3 protein-coding genes are annotated in these 4,670 nt (G+C 70.1%); 2 read left to right on the top strand and 1 reads right to left on the bottom strand.

Annotation, left to right across the window (positions count from 1 at the left end; translation table 11 throughout):
• Positions 1-85 precede the first annotated feature (85 nt).
• Complete coding sequence (locus tag ACFXGX_RS24860; protein WP_384795032.1) at positions 86-2,218, top strand: glycoside hydrolase family 6 protein; 2,133 nt, start codon at positions 86-88, stop codon at positions 2,216-2,218.
• A gap of 283 nt (positions 2,219-2,501) precedes the next feature.
• On the opposite strand, the gene snpA is transcribed toward ACFXGX_RS24860, so the two are convergent.
• On the bottom strand, positions 2,502-3,182 hold the full coding sequence (gene snpA, locus ACFXGX_RS24855) for a snapalysin (RefSeq protein ID WP_384795030.1): 681 nt from the start codon (positions 3,180-3,182) through the stop codon (positions 2,502-2,504).
• 204 nt (positions 3,183-3,386) lie between these two features.
• On the opposite strand from snpA, the gene ACFXGX_RS24850 reads away from it, so the two are divergent.
• Entirely contained in the window at positions 3,387-4,412 is a 1,026-nt protein-coding gene (locus ACFXGX_RS24850; protein ID WP_384795028.1) for a LysR family transcriptional regulator, read from the top strand.
• The last annotated feature ends 258 nt before the right edge of the window (positions 4,413-4,670 follow it).

The raw sequence follows: 4,670 nt of genomic DNA, 5'->3' as shown, positions 1-4,670 counted from the left end.
GTGTGCCAGGGACGCGGCACACCGGGCGGACGTCTGTGACCCAGCACGCCGACCGTACTTGTCTGCTCTCCCCAGGAGATGGCTGATGCCTTCCCGTAGACCCGACTCCACCGTGCGCCGAAACGGACGGAAGCGGACCGCCGCTCTGGCCGTCGGCGTCCTTCTCGGAGCGCTGTCCGTGACCGCGCTCCCGACCACCGCGGTCGCGGCCGCCAAACTCGACAATCCCTACGTCGGCGCGAAGGCCTACGTGAATCCCGACTGGTCGGCCAAGGCCGCTGCCGAGCCGGGCGGTTCGGCCGTCTCCAACCAGCCCACCTTCGTCTGGCTGGACCGGATGGCCGCGATCCAGGGCACCGCCGACGCCCGTGGTCTGAAAGCGCACCTCGACGCGGCCAAGGCTCAGGGCGCCAACCTTGTCCAGCTCGTCATCTACGACCTGCCCGGCCGGGACTGTGCGGCCCTCGCCTCCAACGGCGAGCTCGGTCCCGACGACCTGGCCACCTACCAGAGCAGTTACATCGACCCGATCGCCGCGATCCTCGCCGACCCGGCCTACGCGAGCCTGCGGATCGTCAACCTCATCGAGCCCGACTCGCTGCCCAACCTCGTGACCAACGCCGGTGGCACCGCGGGCTCCACGACCCAGTGCGCCACCATGAAGGCGAACGGCAACTACGAGAAGGGCGTCGGCTACGCCCTCCACACGCTCGGCGCTCTGCCCAACACCTACAACTACATCGACGCCGGTCACCACGGCTGGCTCGGCTGGGACAGCAATCTCACCCCGTCCGCCCAGGAGTTCAAGAAGGCGGCCACCACCAACGGCGCCACCGTGAACGACGTGACGGGCTTCATCGTGAACACCGCCAACTACTCCGCCACCAAAGAGCCGTACGTGAAGGTGACGGACACGGTGAACGGCCAGACGGTGCGGCAGTCGAAGTGGATCGACTGGAACCAGTACGACGACGAGAGTTCGTACGCGCAGGGCCTGCGTACCGCCCTCGTCGCGCAGGGCTTCGACTCCGGCATCGGCATGCTCGTCGACACCTCGCGCAACGGGTGGGGCGGTTCGGCCCGGCCGACCGGTCCGGGCCCGACGACCAGCGTCGACGCCTACGTGGACGGCGGCCGCATCGACCGGCGCATTCACGCCGGGAACTGGTGCAACCAGAGCGGGGCAGGCATCGGCGAGCGCCCGGCGACCGCACCCGACACGGGAATCGACGCCTACGTATGGGCCAAGCCGCCGGGCGAGTCGGACGGGGCCAGCCAGGCCGTCGACAACGACGAGGGCAAGGGCTTCGACCGGATGTGCGACCCCACGTACACCGGGAACGGACGCAATGGGAACAACCTCACCGGAGCGCTGCCCAACTCCCCGCTCGCCGGGCACTGGTTCTCCGCCCAGTTCCGTCAACTGCTCGCCAACGCCAACCCGCCGCTGAGCGGATCGGGTGGCGGTGGCGGTGACACGCAGGCTCCCACCGCTCCCGGCGGCCTCGCGGTCAGCTCCACGACGAGCAACAGTGTCTCCCTGAGCTGGAGCGCGTCCACGGACAACACCGCGGTCACGGGATACGACATCTACCGCGACGGCACCAAGGTCGGCAGCGCCACCGCCACCTCGTACACCGACAGCGCGCTCGCCGCCTCCACCACCTACAGCTACACCGTGAAGGCCAAGGACGCGGCCGGCAACGTCTCGGCGTCGTCCGCGGCGGTGTCCGCCACCACCAAGGCATCGTCGGGAGGAGGAGGCTCGTCGGGTCTCAAGGCGCAGTACAAGAACAACGACTCCTCCACCGCCGACAACCAGGTCAAGCCCGGTCTCAAGCTGGTCAACGGCGGTTCCGGCGCGGTCGATCTGTCCAAGGTGACCATCCGCTACTGGTTCACCGGGGAGTCCACCTCGGCCGGCTACCAGACCTTCTGCGACTGGGCGCAGCTCGGCTGCTCCACGGTGAAGACGTCGGTGAGCGCCGCCTCCCCGAGCCGCACGGGCGCGGACCACTACCTGGAGGTGGGCTTCAACTCCGGTTCACTCGCGGCCGGAGCGGACAGCGGTGAACTGCAGTTGCGCATGGCCAAGTCGGACTGGTCGAACTTCGACGAGTCGAACGACTACAGCCGCGGCACCAACACCTCCTACGCGGACGCGGCGAAGGTGACCGTGTACGTGTCGGGCACTCTGGTCTGGGGCACCGAGCCGTAGAGCGGACGGAACGGACAAGGGGGCCGGAGCGGCGACGCTCCGGCCCTCGCGCGGCCGGTTCGGGCCGCGCCGCTCAGCCCCAGCAGCGTGCGGGCGGCCATTGCGGCCGTGGCCTGGAGCCGCTGACGCACGGTGGTGAGGGGCGGGGCGCTCCACCCGTCCGCGCCGTCGGCGACGGTGCGGACGCGCGCCCGGGACGGCCCAGGGCCGGGCCGCGGCGTGATGCCGCGACCCGGCCTGGAGTGCTGTGCCGCACGGCCCGGGCCGAACGCCGGGCGCCGGGTCAGGGTGTCTTGTTCAACTTGGCGATGGCCTTCGCGAGGCCGTTGACCCAGAGCTGGTTGACACGGGAGCGCTCGGTCGCGTTCGGGTAGCGGTTGGTGCAGGACGTGCCCGGGCCGCCTCCCGACATGAGCTCGCTGCACGGACCGCTGTAGTGGTCCGGCAGACCCAGCACGTGGCCGGTCTCGTGAGCGGTGACTCGGATCGAGTCGTACTGCCGGTTCTGCGCGTAGTCGAGGAAGATGTAGCCGCGGCCGTGCCCGTTCGTGGAGGCGTAGGACCCGCGTGAGTCGTTGCCCTCGTAGTACGTGAAGTCCGCACCGCTCGTGGTCGCCTGGAGCTTGACGTTCGACACGGAGCTGTTCCAGATCGAGGCGGAACTCGTTATCTGGGAGCGGAAGGTCGGTGCCTGGGAGGCGTTGTAGTAGACGGTCACGGACGCCAGGGAAGGGTTCGCCGCCTGCTTCCTGGCGACCGAGTTCAGCACCGCCTCGAAGAACGCCTTGTTGCCTGCGGTGTCTTCGCCCGAGCCGGAGTACCGGGCGTTTTCGACGGCGGTGGAACCGGCCGGCGCCGAGTCCGCCGGCCGGGCGCTCGCGGGAACCGCGGTGCCGAGTGCCGCGGACGCCAGACCGAAGCCGAGCGTGAGTGCCAGGAGTCTCCTGGATGTCTTCGACCTCATGCGGGAGGACAACATGTGTGGTGCTCCTACTCGTTCGTGTGGGGTGGTGAACGATTGGTTCAGCAGGAGTCTCGCGGAGGCCGAGGGGGCTGTGGATGATGGCAATCGGGGATAGTGCCGGGCTATCGGGACAGTCAACTCGTCTGACTTCGTAGCGATTTGAACATCTGGTGCGTCATGCGGAGGCTCCCCTACGCTTCCCGCATGGAGCTCGAGGTGAGGCACTTACGTGCCCTGTGCGCCATCGCCGACACGGGCAGCCTGCACAAGGCGGCACGTGAACTCGGCGTGGCCCAGCCCTCGTTGAGCGCCCAACTGCGTCGCATCGAGCAGGCGCTCGGCGCGCAGCTCTTCGTTCGCGCGGGTACGGGCTGCCGTCCAACCCCGGTGGGCCTGGCCGTGTTGAGCCGCGCCCGACCGCTCGTCACCGAACTCGCCGCGATCGTCACGGAGACGAGAGCCGCCGTGGCCCGGGCCACGGACGCGAACACCCTGCCGATCGGTGCGACCGCGAGCCGGGCCCTGCCGGGCTGGCTGCGCCGGTTGCGCGCCCGCGTTCCCCGCACCGATCCCACGCTCCGGATGGACGTCTCGGCGAACTCCCTCCTGCGCATGGTCGCTGGGGGATGGCTCGGACTGGCCTTCGTGCACGAGGTCGAGGGCAGCCCCCTGTGCGTGCCGTCAGGGCTCGCTCTGCGCCCGGTGATCGAACGCGAACCGCAGTTCGTCACCCTGGCTCCCGACCACCCCGCGGCACTGAAGTCCGAGGTACACCTCGCCGACCTGGCCGACGACCGGTGGATGGTGGACTCGACGGTGGACGGCGAATGGGACGGCCTCTGCCGGGTCCTGCGTGACGCGGGCATCGAACCCGACATGCTCCACGGCGACTACCTCACGGCGTACTCACTGGCCGCGACCGGCGACGTCGTCACCGTCAGCCAGCCCACCGCGCTCCCGCGCCCCGACGTCGTGGTCCGGCCTCTCGAGGGTGACCCGATCGGGGTGCGCCTGCTGCTCGCAGCCCGCTCGGAGGCCGAACTGGAGCGCGGATACGACGAATTGGTGGAGGCATACTGGGAAGTGGCCCGTCAGGCGCCCGTCTACCGTGCGTGGCTGGAGCGTTCGGGCATGCCGGAAGCCGCGCGAGGGCTGTGTGAGGACGGGAACGCCGTCGCGCACGAGACATCCGCACGGGTGCTGGCGACGGACGGGCGGCAACGCCGATAGTGCCGATGGGGGAGCCGAACGCCCCGGCCCGCGGAACCCGACCCCGAAGCACCGGACCACGTTCCGCCCCACCCGGAGTCGTGGAGCCAACGCCCCGCGCTGTCCTGACTCCTGCACTCCGCCGGTACCCACGGGCGCCGACACCGAAGGGGCGCCCCCCGCGCGGGGGGGGGCCGGGGGCGGAGCACCCCCGCGGGACATGGGAGGAACGCCCCGCACGATAGTGAACGCGCCCGCGCGCCCCCGGGGGCGCGCGGG

The sequence above is a fragment of the Streptomyces sp. NPDC059371 genome (assembly GCF_042751995.1).
In the GTDB taxonomy this organism is placed as follows: Bacteria; Actinomycetota; Actinomycetes; order Streptomycetales; family Streptomycetaceae; genus Streptomyces.
This window is presented reverse-complemented; position numbering and strand designations above follow the sequence as displayed.

Coding starts and splice junctions, on each gene's coding strand:
- ACFXGX_RS24860 (WP_384795032.1), top strand. CDS start 86: ATGCCTTCCCGTAGACCCGACTCCACCGTGCGCCGAAACGGACGGAAG.
- snpA (WP_384795030.1), bottom strand. CDS start 3,182: ATGAGGTCGAAGACATCCAGGAGACTCCTGGCACTCACGCTCGGCTTC.
- ACFXGX_RS24850 (WP_384795028.1), top strand. CDS start 3,387: ATGGAGCTCGAGGTGAGGCACTTACGTGCCCTGTGCGCCATCGCCGAC.